Source organism: Mycobacterium colombiense (assembly GCF_003284975.1).
Taxonomy (GTDB): domain Bacteria; phylum Actinomycetota; class Actinomycetes; order Mycobacteriales; family Mycobacteriaceae; genus Mycobacterium; species Mycobacterium europaeum_A.
In genome coordinates, this window is the sequence record NZ_QMEU01000031.1 from 1 (window position 1) to 17,855 (window position 17,855).

Here is a 17,855-nt window from a genome sequence, read left to right on the forward strand (position 1 = left end):
TCGAGACCCTTGGCGGAGCCGGTCCAGTTCGGTGAACACCGCCGGTGTCTGCAGCTCTCCGTCGGCGAACGCCAGTACCCAGTGAAAGGTGTTGCGGGACAACACCGTCGCCAACTCCTCGCCGCGGCCGGTGCCCAACGCGGTGCCGCCGTGCAGCGCAAACGGCACATCGCTGCCCAACCGCGCGGCCAGCATGCGCAGGTCGCGGCGGGGCACGTTGAGTTCCCACAGCGAGTTCATCGCGACCAGCACGGCCGCCGCGTCGGCGCTGCCCCCGGCCATGCCGCCGGCCACCGGAATGGATTTGTCGATCATGATCGACACGTCCGGCGCTCGGCCGACGTGTTCGGCCATCAGCTCGGCGGCCTGCCAGGCCAGGTTGCGTTCGTCGGTGGGCAGCTTCTCGGCGCCCTCGCCGACGATGTCGAGCGACAGGACGTCAGCGTTGCGAACCGTCACCTCGTCGAGCAGCGAAACGGCCTGAAAAATCGTGTTCAGCTCGTGGTAGCCGTCCTCGCGGCGGTCACCGACCGCCAAATAGAGGTTGACTTTTCCAGGCACCCGAACAGTGACCGACCCAGTGGGCACCCACTGCGCGGCGGTATTGCCGTCAGACATTCTCAGCCACCGCAGCAGACTATCGCTGCTCGGAGCCAACCACACGCAACGGCGCCTTCGGCGGCTTACCGTCAGCCGGCGGAGGCGCCCTGTTCAGCGATGCGGGGAGTCGCCTCGGGCGCGGCGTCGGATCGATCGGCGGAGCGCTGCAGCAACCGCACGAAGTCGTCGATCGACAGCGTCTCGCCGCGGCGCGCCGGGTCGATGCTGGCGGCCAGCAACCGATTCGCCGATTCGTTGCCCGAGCCGGCCCAGTCCACGAACGCGTTACGGCATGTCTTGCGCCGCTGCCCGAACGCGATGTCGATCAGTGCGAAGACCTGGCGCCGGAAGCCCTCGTCGGTGGGCCATGGCGGGGTCGCATGCCGGTCGATGCGTACCAGCCCGGAGTAGACCCGCGGGATCGGCCAGAAGACCGTCGGCGACACCATGCCGCAACGACGAACCTGGCCGAAGAAGCGCACCTTGACGCTGGGCACGCCGTACTCCTTGCCGCCGGGCTCGGCGGCCAGCCGCTCGGCGACCTCGGCCTGCACCATGACCGTCATGGTTCGAATGGACGGGAACTCGGCGAGCAGGTGCAGCAGCGCCGGGACGGCGACGTTGTACGGCAGGTTGGCGACCACTGCTGTCGGGCCTGTTGGCCCAGTGGCCACCTCGTCGCGGCGGAGGGTCAGGACGTCGCGGTTGACCACCGTCAGGCGCTGGCCCTCGCTGTTGGAATGCTCGGCGACGGTCTGGGGCAGCCGCTCGGCCAGCACCGGGTCGATCTCGACGGCCGTCACGGCGGCGCCGCGGTCGAGCAGGGCCAGGGTCAGCGACCCCAGACCCGGGCCGACTTCCAGGACGTGATCAGCCCGGCTCACCCCGGAGGTCGAGACTATCCGGCGCACAGTGTTGGCGTCGTGGACGAAATTCTGGCCCAGCGATTTCCGTGGCCGAAATTCGAGTTCTTTGGCCAGCCGCCTGATCTCGGTGCGCCCGAGTAGCCGGATCGTCAGCGTGCACCAGCTCTTCCGCTGCACACTGGCCACGCACCCCAACCCTGGCGCTCACGGGTCACCTCGGCGACGGTGATCTGCTCCTCGCGGGTGGCGAGGTCGGCGCGGGCGGCGAACCGCAACCCGCCGTTGCGCTCCCACGTGCCCTGGTCGAACTGCACACCGCCGTAATACCCGTTGCCGGTGTTGATAGCCCAGTTTCCGCCGGCTTCACAACCCGCGATCGCGTCCCAGATGGAGCCGTCGCTGACCGGAGGCACCTCGGTGCCGGGCTTGGTGCCGATGCGGACCACCGAGTCGCGCGCGGGCGTGATCACCGTGTTGGCGATCGGCAGCCGGCCGGTCTCGACGCCGTTGACCGTGGCCACCGAGAAGGTGACATCCTGCGTGCCCGGGCTGCCCGGATCCTCGACGACCTGACGGCTCATGTTCAAACCCGGATCTTCGATGCGACGGGCGTTGGGCGGCAGCGGGATCCGCTCGGTCACCTGCTGGATCCGGTTACGCGTCACCTGAACTTCCATGCCGTCGACGATCGGCGCCGACGCGGCGGGCACCACCTGGTCGCTGTCGAGCAGCGGCGCGCCGGCGGCGCTCAGCAGGCCGGCGACGTTCGGCGCCGCCAGATGCACCGTGCGGATCGCACCCGCGTCGTTGATGCGGACGGTCTTGGCACTGACCACGGGCAGCGCCATCCCGGCCAGCGGAACGCGGCTGCCGCGGTTGGCCGCGGCAGGGGCGGTGTCGGTCATCGCCAGCTGGGCCAACGCTTCGTCGACGGTGGAAGCCGTGGTCCACACCTGCTTGGTGTCATGGCCGTCCAGCGAGATCTGCAGGGGGCGGCTGCGCCGCAGCACGATCTTGCTGGCGTCGTGCACCGTGACATCACCGGCGGGATACAGGTCGTCACGCTCGTCGATGGCGAAACCGTTCTCTTCGACGACGTCGATGACCCGGGACTTCATGGTGGTGACCTTCATGGCCACCCCGTCGACGGTCAGCGTGACCGTTTTGCACACCGAAACCGCGTATCCGCCCGCGAGTGCCAGGACTACCAGCAGCCCTCCGACCACGAGCCGCAACATCGGCGAAGGATTCTGATGAAGTTTTGTCAATACACTCAACGCGCGTTACCCAACCCTCAACAACCCACTCATTCGGCAGCAAGTCACAAATTAAGGGCCCGCAGGCCCAACCGTTCGATCACAAGACGGTAACGAACCGGTCAAGGTTGGGCAACTCCGACGCGGCGAATTCAAACCAAATCGCCTGGTCGTTTACCTCACACTGTGACCAATCCGTACACCCGTTGAGCATTACTCGTAGTTATCTCGGCCAGCTCTTCCGGGCGGCGATCCACCAGTTCGGCGATCGCCCGAACAGTATAAGGAAGGCAATACGGTTCATTCGCCGTCCCCCGATAGGGATGGGGAGTCAAGAATGGCGCATCGGTCTCAACCAACAGCTGTCCAGGCGGTATCAGCGGAACGGCTTCGCGCAGCGCATGCGCGTTGCGGAAACTCGCGGTGCCCGACAGGCTCAGCAGCCACCCGGCGTCCACGCAGCGGCGGGCCATGGCCGCGTCCGAGGAAAAGCAGTGGAAGATCACGGCGTCCGGGGCGCCCTCGGCCGCCAGCACGTCGAGCACGTCGGCGTCGGCGTCCCGGTTGTGGATCATCAGCGGTTTGCCGCAGCGCTTCGCCAGGTCGATGTGCCAGGCGAAGGCCTCCCGTTGCACGGTCGGCTCCGCGCAACCGTCCAGCCGCCCCGGCCAGTAGAGGTCCAGGCCGGTCTCGCCGACGGCCACCACCCGGGGATGGGCCACCAGTCGCTCGATCTCGGCACGTGCGGCGTCGTCGAGCGCGTCGGCCCGGGTGGGGTGCAACGCCACCGCGGCATAGACCCGCGGGTCCCACTCGGCCGCGTGTGCGACCCAGCGCGCCGAGTCCATGTCGTCGGCGACCGTGACGACCGCCCCTACGCCGACCGCCGCGGCGCGGTCCACGATGGCCCGCACCCCCTCGGCCCCCATATTCGGGCCCGCGCCACACGCGTCCAGGTGCGTGTGCGCGTCGACGAGCGGGCGCAACGGCTCGGGGGCCGGGGGCGGCTGACGTTTGGAGCTCACGCGCACACAATATGGGCCCCCAAATAAGGTTGAGGGCGATGAGGCCCTATTACGTCACCACCGCGATCACCTACCCCAACGGCGATCCGCACATCGGGCACGCGTACGAGTACATCGCGACCGACGCGATCGCCCGGTTCAAGCGGCTCGACGGGTTCGATGTGCGCTTCCTGACCGGCACCGACGAGCACGGCCTCAAGATGGTCGAAACCGCGGCGGCCGAGGGCATCCCGACGGCCGAGCTGGCCCGGCGCAACTCGGATGTGTTCCAGCGGCTGCAGGAGCGGCTGAACATCTCCTTCGACCGGTTCATCCGCACCACCGATTCCGACCACCACGAGGCGTCCAAGGAGCTCTGGCGCCGGATGTCGGCCGCCGGTGACATCTACCTGGACACCTACTCCGGGTGGTATTCGGTGCGCGACGAACGGTTCTTCGTCGAATCCGAGACCGCGCTCCTCGAGGACGGGACCAGGCTGGCCACCGAGACCGGCGCCCCGGTGACGTGGACCGAGGAGCAGACGTACTTCTTCCGGCTCTCGGCGTACACCGACAAGCTGCTGGCCCACTACGAGGCGAACCCGGATTTCATCGGACCCGACGTGCGGCGCAACGAGGTGGTCAGCTTCGTCTCGGGCGGGCTGCGCGACCTGTCCATCTCGCGCACCTCATTCGACTGGGGCGTGCAGGTGCCCGAGCACCCCGACCACGTGATGTACGTCTGGGTCGACGCGCTGACCAACTACCTGACCGGGGTCGGCTACCCGGACACCGAATCGGAACGGTTCCGGCGCTATTGGCCGGCCGACTTGCACATGATCGGCAAGGACATCATCCGGTTCCACACCGTGTACTGGCCGGCTTTTCTGATGTCGGCCGGAATCGAGCTGCCGCGAAGGGTTTTCGCGCACGGGTTCCTGCTCAATCGCGGCGAGAAGATGAGCAAGTCGGTGGGCAACGTGGTCGACCCGATCAATTTGATCGACACGCTCGGCGTCGACCAGGTGCGCTATTTCCTGCTGCGCGAGGTTCCGTTCGGCCAGGACGGCAGCTTCAACGAGGACGCCATCGTCACCCGGATCAACTCCGACCTGGCCAACGAGCTCGGCAACCTGGCGCAGCGGTCGTTGTCGATGATCGCCAAGAACCTCGACGGGGTCGTTCCCGAACCCGGTGAGCTGATCGCCGCCGACACCGAATTGCTCGCGACGGCCGACGGTTTGCTGGAACGCGTCCGGGCCAGTTTCGACGCGCAGGCGATGCACCTGGCCCTGGAAGCGATCTGGCTGATGCTCGGCGAGGCCAACAGGTACTTCTCGGCGCAGCAACCCTGGGTGTTGCGCAAGAGCGAGTCCGAGGCCGATCAGGCGCGGTTCCGCACCGTCTTGTACGTCACCTGCGAGGCGGTGCGCATCGCCGCGCTGCTGGTCCAGCCCGTCATGCCCGACTCGGCCGGCAAGCTGCTGGATCTGCTCGGGCAAGCGCAAGACCGACGGGCGTTTGCCGCGATCGGCGCGCGCCTGGCGCCCGGCACGGCGCTGCCCGCTCCGATTGGGGTGTTCCCCCGCTACCAGGTCGAGTGAGCGGACCGCTCAACGCCGCGTGACCAGCGGTCGAAGACCCGGACAATTCGCTTGAAGAGCAACCGAGTTCAGTGCCACGGCCAACTCATCGGGAACGCTTTGGACAAATGTGTCCAACATAACTTCTGGCATAGACCATAATCTTCGGTGTGGAACGACGCCAGAACAGGCAACAGAGCCAATCGCCGATGACGACCCTGAAGGAGCTGCCCGCACTGGTTGTGCTGGAGCGGATCCCGGTTCCGGTGCTGGCGATCGGAGACGACGGCAGTATCTTGTTCGCCAACACCGCATTTGCCGACATGATGGGCTATGAGCCGGAAGAGACCCTGTCGCTGCGATTCGAACAGATCTTTCATCAGGCCCCCGCGTCGGATTCGCTGTTGGCGACGGTGCACGCGCTGGCCAACATGGTCGTCGAACTGGCGCACAAGGACGGCTCGGTGGTGCGCGCGATGATGAGCAAGTCCGCCGTGCGACGGGTGGACGATCAGTTCGCCCTCGCGGCGTTCCAGGATCTGACCGAACAGCTCTGGGAAGAGGCGCGCTAGCGCCGCTGACCCCTACCGGCGGCCGGCCGCGCCGGGCTTGTGCCGCCGCCGCGGCAGGCCGCCGCAGACCGTGAGCCGGAAATGGTCGAACGTGGCATTGCCGCCGACCGCCAGCCGCGGCACGGCCAGCGGGTCGCAGCCGCGATCGGCGAATCCCGGTGCGGTGGACAGCGCCCAGCGCACCCCGCGGCGGCGCAAGACATCCTTGGCCCGGTCATCGAAATCCTGCGGCCGGCCATTAGGGTAGGCGAAAACCTTTGGCGTTGAGCCGGTCTCACGTTCGATCGCCACACAGGAGTCGGTGATCTCCCGTTCGACCTTGTCGTCGTCGCACCGCGCGAGGATGGGGTGGGTCACCGTGTGCGGATACAGCCTCACCAGCGGGTCACCGGCCAGGTCCCGCACCTGCTCCCAGGTGAGCATCCGGAACGGGCCGGCGTCCCCGTCGTCGCGGTAGCCGAGCGCGGCCAGGACCTGGTCCAGCACGGCGACGCGTTCAGTGTCGCCGAGGTCCTTGAGCGCCTCGACCGCCGCCGCGTAGACCCGGCCGCGCCTGGCGTCGCCGTCGAGCGAACGCGTCCCCAATTTCAGTGCGGCCAAATCGACTTCGGCCACCGCGGTGCGGGCGATCGCCAGCCACAGCCGGTCGGGCCACAATGTTTCGCCGGTGCCGATCGGGCCCGTCGCCAGGAACACCGCCGCGGGCAGGTTCAACTCGCGCAGCACCGGCACAGCGTGGGTCGCGAGGTTGCCGGTGCCGTCGTCGAACGTGATCGCCACCGCGCGCGGCGGCAGCGTCCCGGCGGCGAGGGCCGCCAGGGCCTCCTCGAGCGCGAGGACGTTGAAGTGCTTGCGCAGGTACTCCAATTGGCGGCGGTACATCGCCACCTCGCCGACATGCCAGCAGGGCGGCGACAGCGGCGCGTCTTCCACGCCGTGGAACATCACGATGGCGAGCGCGTCGCGATGTCGTCGCCGTGTCAGTGCCGGGACACCGGCGGCGCACAGCGCTGCGGCCGCGATGTTCCTGATGGCGGGGCGGATCTCGACGTCCCTGATTCGCGCCATCAAGGGCCAAACGCTATCGGCGCCGCCATGATTCGCGCCTGACCCGCCACAGGATCACCCCGGCGCCGACGATGGCCACGGCCACCCAGCCCGCGCCGAACCAGTACAGCCAGTCGAGGTTGGAATGGCTTGCCGACCCCGACGGCGAGGCGCCGGCGGCCAGCGGCGGGTGGTCGACGGTCACCGGGTCTTGCCCGGGCACCGACACCACGGCAACACCCTTGAGCCGCTGCCAGTGTTTGTTGTTCTCACTCTTGAGCCACCTGATCAGCTCGTCGAGCTGCCCGGGCGCGCTGTTGGACGTCGCGATCAGCAGCGACCGACCGTGGTTGAAAACCGTTTGCAGAGAGGCGAATCGCAGCACCGGGTCCAGTGTCAGCTTGGCCGGCTTGTCACCGGGGCCGACGGCGCTGACGGTGATCGGGCCGCTGGGCCCCGCGGCCACCGGCAGCGCCACCTCGGACTGGTTCCACCCGTCGGCGGAAATCAGCAGTGCGGGATCGGAGGAGTCGATTGCCTGCTTGACACCGGTGACGGTGGTGTCGATCGGTATCGAGCTGATTCGTTGCAGGCCCACCATGATGTCGAGCGCGCGCACGGTGTCGATGAACGAGTGCTCGGCGATGCCGACCTGGACGCGGGGCATCAGGGTTTGCGGCATCGACTGGAAACCGTCGGGCACCGGTGGCGCGGCGGGGCTGCTCTCAACCGTGCTGTCGCCGTTGATGTTCAGGGTGAGCAGCTGATTTCCCGGTCCGGCGGTGTAGAAGTCGCCGCAGTGTCCGACATTGCTCGCCACGTCGAGCACCAACTCGAGGTTGGTGTAGCGCTGCAGCAGCCGGTCCGGCACGTCGATCCAGCGGTCGACGGTGCCGTGGCCGTCGGTGGGCCAGTGGTCGATGGTTTCCGGGCCGATCGTCACCGCGATCTGGCCGACGCCGTTGTTCGACGTCGGGGTGTAGGACCCCTGCAGATGCAGCCGTACCGAGTGGATGGATCGGCCAAACCTGGTCTGGTCCACTCCGATCGACACCCGCGGTTGCAGTGAGGTCGAGTTGGCGAAGGGCTGTCCGAGCTCGCGCAGCGAGGCGGTATTGCCGGGCAGTTGCACCTTGGGCTTCGGGGAATCCAGTGTGGCCTTGGACGACAGGGCCAGCTCCGACACGTCGCTGAACAACGCAGCCGTGTCCGAGTCGTCGGTTCGGTTCAACGGCCCCGACATCAACAGCCACGGCACACCGGAGGAGCCCTGCAGCGAAAGCCCGTTGTCCGGGCCCTCTTTGACAACAATCTGGCGTTCCAGCGATTGCGGCGGGGCCGGCGGAGCGGCCTGGCCTTCCTGCAGCGGGAGCACCACGATGTCGGGAACCTGCTTGCCGTAGTGCGCGGCGGCGGAGGCGGCGAGTTGAATTGCCGTGTCGGACTCCGCAGTCGACGGCGACTGCGGCAGATAGATGCTCAGCTTGCGCAGCACCGGCGGCAGGAAATGGGCCACCGTGGTCGGCGGTAATTCGGCCCCGGTGTAGGTGACCGTTCCGTTGGTCAGGCGCAGCGGGCTTTCCTGGTACAGGCAGTATCCGTCCACCGGAACCAGGTATGCGTGCACGGTGACCGTCAGCCAATTGTCGTTGACTTCCGCGCCGGCCAACGGGATCGCGATCGGTGTCTGGTCGGCGGTGGGCAGGTTGAGCCTGGCAAGGGTGCGCTCTCCCTGCGTCACGGTGATCATCCCCGACCGCAGATTGATCGGCAGTTCGACCGTTGTGTTCAAAGCGGCCGGCGTCAGGCCGTGCAGCACCGGCACGGTCAGCTGCTGGCTGCTCGTCAGCCCCCAGAATTCCAGGGTCGAGGCGGACCCGACATCGAGCAGCGACAGGGTCGTCGTCGAGTCCGTCGACGGGGCCGGGTCGGCCGGCGCACCCCACGATGCCGGAGCACTCATCAGCAAGAATCCGACGACACCGGCCAGCGCAATTACTCGACCGAGAGATTTCCGGTATATCACCGGAACAGTATGCATTGTTGAAAGCGCTTCAACCCCAATAACGGAATAGCCGTCGTGGCGAACGCGAAAAGGTATCTCGCAACGCCTCTTCGAGATCCCGCGCCGCCTTGGCACCGGCTATCGGCGGAATCTAATCGGTTTCCGATTCCGCGGTGGCGTCCTCGCGGGACGCCCTGGCCGCGGCATGGCGCATTTCTTCACGCCGGAGGAATTGCTGGAAGTAGGGCAGCGATGCCTCGGAGACGACACCGGGAAGCAGCAAGTTCCAGATCTGATGCAGGCGCTCGGTGGGGTCGCCGACGATGTTGCCGATCCTGCCGTGGCTGGATATCGCGTTGGCTACCAACCGCGCCCCGAAGATGGTGCCGATGACCGACGCGCTGAGCACGTCGGGGTCGATTTCGTTGCGGAGGTCTCCCTCTTTGATCGCCCGCCGAGCCTCTTGCGCCGTCTCCAGCATCAAGTTGGCGTAGAAGCGCGAGGCCGCGGCGTTGAATCCGCTTAACGCCGTGGCCAATTGCGCGGCCGCGCGGGCCATTTTGTCCGAGCTCAGCACCTCGACGATCGTGAACGTGCCGTGCAGCAGGTTCTCCAGCCCGGGCGACGACGATCCGCAGACATTGCGGAAAGCGCTGAGCAGGGTGTCGGAGCCTTCCTCGATGATGTTCGACGCCAACGATTCTTTCGAATCGAAATGGTGATAGAGGGCGCCCTTGGTCATTCCGGTCCGCTCGATGATGGTGCTCCATCCCGCGGCGGCATACCCGACGTCACTGAACACTTCGATGGCGGAGTCGAGGATTTTGCGGCGGGTGGCTTCAGAGCGAACTTGGCGCGCCATGGTGCACGCACCTCCGGGGTCTCATCGGATGCGCAGAACGCTCATCTAGTTTCACATTGCCCGCAAGACGGCTCACAGTATCAGTCGTTACAACGATCCGAGCGTGCAAACTGCCCGCGCCGTTACTGCTCGTCGGCATCCGCTGAACTGGCGGTGATGGCGAGCGCCGCACGCCGCCTGAGGAATTGGCGGAAGTATTCGGTGCGGTCCGCCTGCAGAATCCCGGTCAGCAGCAAAGACCAGCACTTCTCCAGGTCGCGCAGGAACCGCTCGGGGTCGTCCAGGTCGCTGGTTTTGCGCAGCCCCATGTGCAGCGAAACCATCAGGCGGCCGATGTCTTGCGGGTCGCACTCGTCGTTGATATCGCCCTCGGCCTTGGCCTGCTCGGCGACCCTGGCCAGGGCTTTGATCCACTGATCGAACAACCTCGCCTGCAGCCCGTCCGAGAGGCCGACCGACTCCATCAGATTCAATCCCGACCGGACGGCATCGGTCTTGATGTCCTTGATCGCGATCAGATACGAGAAGTCGATCAGGGTCTCGAGGCCCGAGAGGCCGCGCGTCATCAGTTCTTGCACGGCGACGGCGCCGGCTTCGGTCTGGCTGTCGATGATCGCGACGGCCAGCGCGTGCTTCGACTTGAAGTGGAAGTACATCGCGCCCTTGGTCAGCTCGGCCTCGGCGAGGATGTCGTCGAGACCGACGTCGTGGTACGGGCGCCGGGCGAACTGGTGCGATGCGGCCCGCAGGATCTGTTGCCGGGTCGCGTCCGCTCGTCCGTCAGTCGAATGGGTCGTCATAACACTCGCGAGCTCAGGTACCCCGCGGCGCGGGTTGGGCGCCGCCGTTTCGGCCGAGGCTGACGCCGCGGGCCGTTTCGCCCGCCGTTACGTCGTCGAACGCCGTGCTCATGCAGGGCACAACTACCTCGGTTCTTCAGGGGTGGGAGCGAACACGCACCCGCGTCGCTCAAGACATGTAGCCCACTCCAGAGGTTAGCAGTCATACGGCTGTCCCGTTTGACGCGTGCGTAAATACCTGAGGTCTAGATCACACGCTATTGTCAAACTATTAGTATGTTTTGTACGCTATTGTCAGATCGTCAGTTTGGAAACGGCCTAAACATCGTCTTGACCGTCTGCACCGCAAAAGGGGAAGCACATGTCGTTCGTCACGGCGAACCGCTGGTCACAGGCCTCAACCGGCCGATGGACCACGGCTGACCAGCGGATTGTCGACGCATCGACGATCGCCTCCTCCTCTTCCGCTGTCGGCGCCGCCTCGGCCCGGCAGCCGGTCACGGTCTAGAAATGATCGATTTCGGAGCGCTTCCGCCGGAGATCAACTCCATCCGGATGTACACCGGACCCGGCCCGCTGTCGCTGATCGCCGCCGCGGTGGCGTGGGACGGCCTGGCCGCCGAATTGCATGCCGCATCGAGTTGCTACCGCACGGTAATCGCGGGCCTGACCACCCAGCGCTGGATGGGCCCGTCGTCGCTGGCGATGGCATCCGCGTTCGCGCCGTACATGGCGTGGACGGCCGGGGCCGCCGCGCGGGCAGCGGAATCGGCCGGTCAGGCCCGGCTCGCCGTAGAGGTCTTCGAAGCCGCCTTCGCGGCGACGGTCCCCCCGCCGGCGGTCGCCGCCAACCGGGCACAGCTCGCGATGCTGGTCGCGACCAACTTCTTCGGCCAGAACGCGGCGGCGATCGCTGCCACCGAGGCCGAGTACGGCGAAATGTGGGCGCAGGACGCCGCGGCCATGTACGAGTACGCCGCGGGGTCGGCGGCCGCGTGCTCGGTGACACAGTTCAACCCGGCGCCCAAGGTGACCAACGAGAGCGGGATGGCCGAGCAGGCCGCGACGGTCGGGCGGGTCGCCGCGCAAACCGAACAGGCAAACCTCGCCCAGGTGGTGTCGAAGGTGCCCACCACGCTGCACCAGCTTTCCTCGCCGATGAAGTCCAGCGTCTCCATGCTGACCGAGACCGGCGACGTCGGCACCACCCTCGGCACCACCGGGAGCACGGCGACCGACTCGTCGATCATGACGGGCCTCGCGTCGGGTATACCCGGCGCCATTCCCAGCGCTTTCTCGGCGGCGGCGACCCCGCTATACGGGATGTCCTCGATCCTCGGCATGGCCCAAACCGCACAGGGCTTGGCGAATGCCGCCAGCAGCGGGGTCGCTGCCGCGGCGTCCGGGGCAGCCAGTGCGGCGAGCTCCGGCGCGGGCGCGCTCGGATCGCTCGGATCGATCGGCTCGGGTGTCTTCGGCAGCCTCGGCAGCGCCGCGTCGCTGGGCCCGCTGGCCGTACCGGCGAGCTGGACGAGCGTGATCCCGGCCGCCAACGGCGCCGTCTCCGCGCTGCCCGCCATCAACCTCGCCGGCGCGAACGTGCCCCCCAGCGTCATGGGGTCGCTGCCGCGCCTGGCGGCCGCGCCGGGCAAATCGCTCGGACCCCGATACGGCGTGATCCCGACCGTCATGACCCGCCCGCCGGCCGCCGGATACGCGTAAGCCCACGCATGAGCGCAACGGTTTTCCAGGCCCGGTATTCAAGAAGGAGCGGTAAGTGAAATACACGCCCACCAAGGTCGCCGGGGTGACCATCATCGATCTCGAAATCCACCGTGACCACCGCGGGTTCTCCTCACGGACGTTCTGCGCCAGGGACTTCACCAATCACGGGCTGAATTTCGATGTCTCGCAGACGAATATCGTCTTCAACTACACCCGGGGCACCGTGCGTGGGCTGTACCGTCAGGTGCCGCCACACGCCGAGGCCAAGCTCGTCCGCTGCACGCGCGGAGCCATCGCCGCCGTTGCGGTCGACGTCCGTCCCGACTCGCTGACCTATGGCGACCACGTGATGGTCGACTTGAGCGCCGACGACCACCGGACGCTGTACTTGCCGCCCTACGTTGCGCACGGCTTCCAGACTCAGGTCGACGACACCGAGGTCAGCTACCAGCTCAGCGGGGACTACGCGATGACCGACGAGCAGGGGATCCGCTGGGACGACCCCGAATTCGGCATCTCGTGGCCCATTCCGGTCACGGTCATCTCGGAGCAGGACGCGAGTTGGCCCGCACGCAAACCCAGATTGGTTCCCGTGGAACAGGTGGCGACATGCATCAGTCGGTAATGATTCGCAACACCGTGGACATCATGCCCAGCCGGCGACCGCTGAAGCCCTGGCCCGCGGACACGACGGCATTGCACCGCGGCGACACCAACGGCTCCCCGGCAACCGCCGCTCCCGCGTCCTCGACCGGCGGCAACGCGTTGCGGCGCTGGCAGGATCAGTATTCGCAGTACCTGCGGATCAGCGACTCGGTGATCGTCGGCGCGTCGGTGCTGTTGGCTCAGTACGTCCGGTTCGGCGAGATCGCGAACACCTCGGGTTACTCGGACCCGATGATGACGCTGTTCTCCTTCCTCTTCGCGGCACTGTGGCTGTCGGCCCTCGCGGTGTTCCAGACGCGCTCGAGCCGGATCATCGGGGCGGGCATCGAGGAGTACCGGCGGATCGGCACGGCATCCTTCTGGACATTCGGGATCATCGCGATGGTCACGCTGCTCGCCAAGGTCGATCTGGCCCGCGGCTATCTGGCCATCGCGCTGCCGGTCGGGACGCTGGCGTTGTTGGGAAGCCGCAGCGGGTGGCGCAAGCACGTCAACCGCAAGCGGGCCGAAGGCCATTGCCAGACCCGCGTTTTGGCGATCGGCGACCGCCAGGCGGTGACCCACCTCGCGCATGAACTGGCCCGCAATCCGCTGGCCGGTTGCGTCGTGGTCGGTGTCTGCATCCCCGGTTATGGCCCGGGCCGCGGCAACACGCTGACCATCGGCGGCCGGGAAATCCCGATCCTGGGCGACCAGACCCATGCGGCCGCCGCGATCGCCAGCTGCGGCGCGGACACGGTGGCGCTGACACAGACGGATCACTTTGGGATGCACGGGATCCGGGAGCTGATGTGGCAGCTCGAGACGATGGACGTCGACCTGGTGGTGTCCCCCGGCGTGATGGACGTGACCGCGGCGCGCCTGACGCTGCGCCTCACCGCGGGCCTGCCCCTGCTGCACGTCGACAAGCCGCAATACGAAGGGGCGCACCGATTTCAGAAGCAGGCCTTCGACTTCCTGTTCTCGCTGGCGGCGCTGGTCGCCACCGCGCCCATTCTCATCGCTGCTGCCATCGCCATCAAGCTGACCAGCAGGGGGCCCGTCTTCTACCCGTCGGAACGCATCGGCGTCGACGGAAAGCCCTTCACGATGCTGAAGTTCCGCACCATGACCGACGGCGCGGACACCCAGCTCGAGCAACTGCTGTCGCTCAACGAGGGCGCCGGCGGCATGCTGTTCAAGATGCGCGACGACCCCCGGGTCACGCCCGTCGGCAAGATCCTTCGCCGCTACAGCATCGACGAGCTGCCCCAGTTCATCAACGTCCTCAAGGGAGACATGAGCGTCGTCGGGCCGCGGCCTCCGTTGCGGCGCGAGGTCGACAACTACGAAAACGACGTGAAACGCCGGTTGCTGGTCAAGCCCGGAGTCAGCGGACTGTGGCAAGTGAGCGGCCGTTCGGACCTCTCCTGGGAAGAGTCGGTGCGGCTGGATCAGTCCTACGTCGACAACTGGTCGATGTCAGGCGATCTGGTGATTATCGCCAAGACGGTGAAAGCGGTACTCACAAGCCACGGAGCCTACTAGGCTCGCGAGCCATGACCGAGCCGACGGCAGCCGATGCGGTGGTGCCGTCGGTACCGCTCACCCGGATGGCGCACGCGTTCTCGATCCAGTTGATCTGCCGCGCTCTGGGCATGCTGGCCTCGGTGGTCTCGGTGGCCATGACCGCTCGCTATCTGGGGCCCGGGCGTTACGGCCAACTCTCCATCGCGGTGCTTTTCGTCGCCATGTGGACCAGCCTGGCCGATCTCGGCATCGCCACGGTGATCGTGCGCCGGGTGACCTCCGGCCGCGGCGAACTGGAGCGCCTGGTGCGCATCAACAGCGGCCTGGCCCTGATCTATTGCGTCCCACTGGCGGTGCTGGCCGCCGTCTCGGGGTTGCTCATCTATCACGACCCCGAGGTGCGAGTGATGCTCGTCGTGCTCTCGGGAGCGTTGCTGATGCAGACCATGGTGACGCGTTTCGAGCCGGTATTTCTTGCCACCGTCCGGTTCTCGGCGGTGGCCATCTCCGACGTCGCCGCCCGAACGGGCACCCTGGCCATGGTCGCCTGCCTGGTTGCGATGCGGTCGGACGTCATCTGGTTCGCCGTCGCACAGCTGATCCCGCCCGCCGTGCAGCTGCTGATCCAAGGCGCCGCGGCGACGCGGCATATCTCGGTGCGCCCGATCTTCGCACCGCGGGAGGCGGCCGACCTGTTACGGGAAAGCCTGCCGCTGATCGGTTTCCTAGTGGTCGGCCTGCTGTACTGCCGCGCCGACGGAGTGATCCTGTCCTTGCTGAGCACGCATTCCGAAGTCGGCTTGTACGGGCTGGCCTTCACGGTCGCGTTCAACACCATCGTGGTCTCGCTGATCTTTCACAAGTCGACGCTGTCGACGGCCACCGAGCTGTTTTCGCGTGACGTCGCCGCCTTCGCGGGCTTTCTGCGCCGCAGCGTCGAGCTGATGTGCTTTGTCGCGATACCCGTGGCCACCGTCGGGGCGCTGCTGTCCGGACCGCTGATCGCGTTCTTCGGCGACAGGGCGTTCGTCGAGCGCGGCACGCCGACGCTGGCGCTGCTGTTCGTCGCGGCCGCCCTGCGTTTCGTCGGCGGCACCCTTGGCCAGGGGTTGGTCGCCAGTCATCATCAACGGATCCTGTTCTGGTTGACGATGGCCACGCTGGTGCTCAACGTCGCACTCAACCTCAGCCTCGCCGGGCGGTACGGTGCGGTCGGGCCGGGCGTCGCGCTGGTGTGTACGGAGTTCTTCAACATGCTGGTCAGCACCTGCTGGTTGCGCCGTCACTGCGGCTACCGCACGCCGGTGCTGTTCGTGCTGCGGTTGCTGATCCCGACGGCAGCGAGTGTGGCTGTGGCGCTGCTGCTTTCGGGGCATCACGTCGTCGTGGTCCTGCTCGCCGCCGCCGCGGCCTACCTGGCTACCAGCGCCATCGCCGGCCCGCTCGGCTGGTCGAGCCTGACCTCCCTGCGCCGGAATCAGCTGGCGGCATGAAACGCACAACGGATCGGGCGTATCTGAAGCGCCCGGTCGCCGAGCCGACCGACCTGCCCACCGCCCGCTCGCTGGCGGTGCTCATCGCGCACCCTCGCAGCCACGAGTCGCTACAGCGCTGCCTGGGCAATGTCGCCGAACAGCTGCCCGCGGTGGCGGTCTACGTCTACCACAACAGCGACGAGGATCTTCCGGAGCGCGCCGAGCTGGCCGCGAAATACCCTGCGGTGCAGTGGGTGTCGAAACCGGGCAATGGCGGCTTCGCCGCGGCGTGCAACGCGCTGGTGGACCACACCCCCGCCGATGCCGACCTGCTGGTGCTCGATCCCGAGGCGCGGCTGCTGGGCCCGCTCACCCGCACCCGGGAGTTACTTCGCGAGCCCCGGGTGGCGGCGGTTTCACCGATCGTGCGTGCCGCCGAAACCGGTTGGGCACCACGGGGCCTCGCAACCATGCGGCCCAGACCCGGTGCGGGCGCGACCGTGCTGGCGATCAACCGCGCGGCCTGGAACGCCATCGGCGGCTTCGACGAGGAATTCTTCGGCTCCGGTGAGGCCGCCGACTGGCAGGCCCGAGCCCGCGCGGCGGGATGGCGCGTTGTGTTGGCCGACGAGCTCGGCGCCGAACGCGCCACCGCGCCACCCGCTGACTGCGATGCGGGCCGCGATCAGGACCTGCGCCGGGCCAACACCGCGCTGCTGCTCGAGCACCAAAAGAGTGTGCACCTCGCCGACGCGTATCTGGCCGGCGCCGCCCTGCTGGACCGGTTGCGGCGGCCACCGCGGGTCGCGCGTGGGGCCGCCCGAGGCCGGCGCACGCCCCTGCCGACGATCGTGATCACCACCAACCGCCTGGTCTACGGCGGGGCCGAGCGGCAAAAGGCGCTGCTGGCAACGGAATTGGTCCGTCGCGGCTTCCCGGTCACCATCGTCTGCGTTCAGCGGCTCGGCCCCCTGATCTCGGAGATTCCCGATGCCGTGCGCGTCGTGCGCCAACCCTGGTGGGCGCCCATGGTCGACGTCGCCGAGGGTCAGGCGGTGGTCGTCACCGGCGACACCAACACCGAGGTGGGCTTCGGTAGTTTGTGGCGCGCGGCCGGCCGAAAGCGACGCTGGCTGGTTGCGCCGCACGTCCCGCCCGAGGAGGACCGGCCCATCTATTCGCGGCCGTTGACCGCGGCGATGCGGCGCGCCGACGGATTCATCGTGTTGGCGCAGCGGCATTGGGACATGCTGGTCGCCCAGCATCGGCTGCGGGGACGACGATTCATCGCACCCAACGGTGTCGCGGACACCGGTGAGCCGAGCCCCCGGGAGCGACCTGGCGGCGAGCCGGTGCATTTGGTGATGCTGTCCCGCATCGTCGAACACAAGAACCCCCACCTGCTGATCGAGGCGCTGAGCGGGCTCGACGGGATGCCCTGGCGGTTATCCATTTTCGGCGACGGACCCGACCGGGAGAGGCTGCAGGCGGCCACCCCCGCCGGCCTGGGCGAGCGGGTGCAGTGGCGCGGCTGGTCGGCGGGACCCGGCCCGGCCCTGGCCGACGCCGATCTGCTGTGCGTGCCGAGCCGCTCCGAGGCCTTCCCGGTGGTGATCCTCGAGGCAATGTCGCGAGCCATACCGGTTGCGGCGTCGGCGGTTTGCGCTGTCCCGGAGATGCTGGACTTTGGCCGGGCCGGATTCCTCGTCGAGCCCGTGTCGGTCTCGGGCTGGCGAGAACAGCTGTCCCGGATCCTGGCCGACCCGGGCGCGTTGCCGTCGGTCGGGCGACGTGGCTACGAGCGCATGCGCAAGCACTACACAGTCGAGGCGATGGCCGATGCCTACCTCGATGCGATCGGGGCCGTGCTGTGAATTCGCCCCGG

16 protein-coding genes are annotated in these 17,855 nt (G+C 67.3%); 8 read left to right on the top strand and 8 right to left on the bottom strand.

Going from position 1 to position 17,855, the window contains the following annotated elements:
- The 4 genes from DQP58_RS12805 to DQP58_RS12820 form a co-directional block, all read right to left on the bottom strand.
- On the bottom strand, positions 1–624 hold a 624-nt coding region (locus DQP58_RS12805; protein WP_205869415.1), incomplete at its 3' end, for a 4-(cytidine 5'-diphospho)-2-C-methyl-D-erythritol kinase.
- A gap of 65 nt (positions 625–689) precedes the next feature.
- Entirely contained in the window at positions 690–1,643 is a 954-nt protein-coding gene (gene rsmA, locus DQP58_RS12810) for a 16S rRNA (adenine(1518)-N(6)/adenine(1519)-N(6))-dimethyltransferase RsmA (protein ID WP_112708773.1), read from the bottom strand.
- Positions 1,616–2,743, bottom strand: a complete 1,128-nt coding sequence (locus tag DQP58_RS12815; RefSeq protein WP_197519021.1) for a resuscitation-promoting factor — start codon at positions 2,741–2,743, stop codon at positions 1,616–1,618. Before DQP58_RS12815 ends, rsmA begins: the two co-directional genes overlap by 28 nt.
- A 158-nt stretch (positions 2,744–2,901) precedes the next feature.
- On the bottom strand, positions 2,902–3,753 hold the full coding sequence (locus DQP58_RS12820; protein WP_112708744.1) for a TatD family hydrolase: 852 nt from the start codon (positions 3,751–3,753) through the stop codon (positions 2,902–2,904).
- 32 nt (positions 3,754–3,785) lie between these two features.
- On the opposite strand from DQP58_RS12820, the gene metG reads away from it, so the two are divergent.
- Both metG and DQP58_RS12830 read left to right on the top strand, forming a co-directional pair.
- Positions 3,786–5,330: a methionine--tRNA ligase gene (gene metG, locus DQP58_RS12825; protein WP_112708745.1), complete on the top strand. Its 1,545-nt coding sequence runs from the start codon at positions 3,786–3,788 to the stop codon at positions 5,328–5,330.
- Between the two features lie 188 nt (positions 5,331–5,518).
- Complete coding sequence (locus DQP58_RS12830) at positions 5,519–5,881, top strand: PAS domain S-box protein (RefSeq protein WP_051445841.1); 363 nt, start codon at positions 5,519–5,521, stop codon at positions 5,879–5,881.
- A 12-nt stretch (positions 5,882–5,893) separates the two neighbouring features.
- On the opposite strand, the gene DQP58_RS12835 is transcribed toward DQP58_RS12830, so the two are convergent.
- From DQP58_RS12835 to DQP58_RS12850, 4 genes are all read right to left on the bottom strand, one after another.
- Positions 5,894–6,949, bottom strand: coding sequence for a polysaccharide deacetylase family protein (locus DQP58_RS12835; RefSeq protein WP_112708746.1), 1,056 nt, complete (start codon positions 6,947–6,949; stop codon positions 5,894–5,896).
- 13 nt (positions 6,950–6,962) lie between these two features.
- On the bottom strand, positions 6,963–8,969 hold the full coding sequence (locus DQP58_RS12840) for a hypothetical protein (RefSeq protein WP_112708747.1): 2,007 nt from the start codon (positions 8,967–8,969) through the stop codon (positions 6,963–6,965).
- Between the two features lie 115 nt (positions 8,970–9,084).
- A complete protein-coding gene (locus DQP58_RS12845; RefSeq protein WP_112708748.1) occupies positions 9,085–9,795 on the bottom strand; it encodes a TetR/AcrR family transcriptional regulator in 711 nt (236 codons plus the stop codon).
- Between the two features lie 122 nt (positions 9,796–9,917).
- A complete protein-coding gene (locus DQP58_RS12850) occupies positions 9,918–10,595 on the bottom strand; it encodes a TetR/AcrR family transcriptional regulator (protein WP_112708749.1) in 678 nt (225 codons plus the stop codon).
- 361 nt (positions 10,596–10,956) lie between these two features.
- On the opposite strand from DQP58_RS12850, the gene DQP58_RS26795 reads away from it, so the two are divergent.
- From DQP58_RS26795 to DQP58_RS12880, 6 genes are read left to right on the top strand one after another with little or no spacing between them, the layout of a single operon-like run.
- The gene (locus DQP58_RS26795) at positions 10,957–11,103 is read left to right on the top strand and encodes a hypothetical protein (protein WP_165827858.1); all 147 of its coding nucleotides are present in this window, start codon (positions 10,957–10,959) and stop codon (positions 11,101–11,103) included.
- 2 nt (positions 11,104–11,105) lie between these two features.
- Complete coding sequence (locus DQP58_RS12860; protein WP_112708751.1) at positions 11,106–12,317, top strand: PPE family protein; 1,212 nt, start codon at positions 11,106–11,108, stop codon at positions 12,315–12,317.
- Between the two features lie 55 nt (positions 12,318–12,372).
- Positions 12,373–12,945 (top strand): dTDP-4-dehydrorhamnose 3,5-epimerase family protein, encoded by a 573-nt coding sequence (locus DQP58_RS12865; RefSeq protein WP_112708752.1) that lies wholly within the window; start codon positions 12,373–12,375, stop codon positions 12,943–12,945.
- The gene (locus tag DQP58_RS12870) at positions 12,930–14,513 is read left to right on the top strand and encodes a sugar transferase (RefSeq protein WP_112708753.1); all 1,584 of its coding nucleotides are present in this window, start codon (positions 12,930–12,932) and stop codon (positions 14,511–14,513) included. Before DQP58_RS12865 ends, DQP58_RS12870 begins: the two co-directional genes overlap by 16 nt.
- Before the next feature lie 11 nt (positions 14,514–14,524).
- Positions 14,525–15,988 (top strand): flippase, encoded by a 1,464-nt coding sequence (locus DQP58_RS12875; protein ID WP_112708754.1) that lies wholly within the window; start codon positions 14,525–14,527, stop codon positions 15,986–15,988.
- On the top strand, positions 15,985–17,844 hold the full coding sequence (locus DQP58_RS12880; protein WP_112708755.1) for a glycosyltransferase: 1,860 nt from the start codon (positions 15,985–15,987) through the stop codon (positions 17,842–17,844). Before DQP58_RS12875 ends, DQP58_RS12880 begins: the two co-directional genes overlap by 4 nt.
- Positions 17,845–17,855 lie beyond the last annotated feature (11 nt).